This window comes from Xanthobacter sp. BG11Y11_SDJG (assembly GCF_057364445.1).
Genome location: NZ_JBNFNU010000843.1, coordinates 1 through 674, shown reverse-complemented (window position 1 = coordinate 674; position 674 = coordinate 1). Strand labels below are relative to the sequence as shown.

General features: G+C 72.6%; 1 protein-coding gene. It reads right to left on the bottom strand.

The annotated features are described in order from the left end of the window. On the bottom strand, positions 1-674 hold a 674-nt coding region (locus AC2W7M_RS26895), incomplete at both ends, for a ParB/RepB/Spo0J family partition protein (RefSeq protein WP_486136285.1).

The following is a 674-nucleotide window of genomic DNA, read 5'->3' as shown; positions in this document are numbered from 1 at the left end:
CCCGCGCCGTTGGCGGGCGCCGCGCCCTTGCCGGCCAGCCGGCTTTTCCACCTCGGCCCGCACCTTGCCGAGCGCTTCCACGTCGCGCACGTTGAGGCCCTTCTCCACCACCTCGCGGGCGACGCGCTCGGCATCGGGCACGCCGATCAGCGCGCGCGCGTGGCCGGCGGTGAGCCGCCCGTCGGCCAGCATGGCCTTGACGCTTTCGGGCAGCTTCAGCAGGCGCAGGGTGTTGGCGATGTGGCTGCGGCTCTTGCCGATCACCTTGGCGAGCTCGGCCTGGCTGTATTTGAACTCGCCCATCAGCGCCTCGTAGCCCAGCGCCTCTTCCACCGGGTTGAGGTCGGCGCGCTGGACGTTTTCGATGATGGCGATTTCCAGCGCCTCGCGATCGGTGAGGTCCAGCACCACCACCGGCACCTCGTGCAGACCGGCGCGCTGCGCCGCGCGCCAGCGCCGCTCTCCGGCGACGATCTCGAAGCTGTTGGGCGTCGTCAAAGGGCGCACGACGATGGGCTGGATGATGCCCTTCTCCCGGATCGAGGCGGTCAGCTCCTCCAGCCCCTCCTCCATGAAGGCGCGGCGCGGGTTGCGCGGGTTGGCGCGCACGTGCTCGATGCGCAGCGCGGCCGGGGGCCGGCGGCCGGTCCCCGTCCCGGCGCACCGGGGGCGCG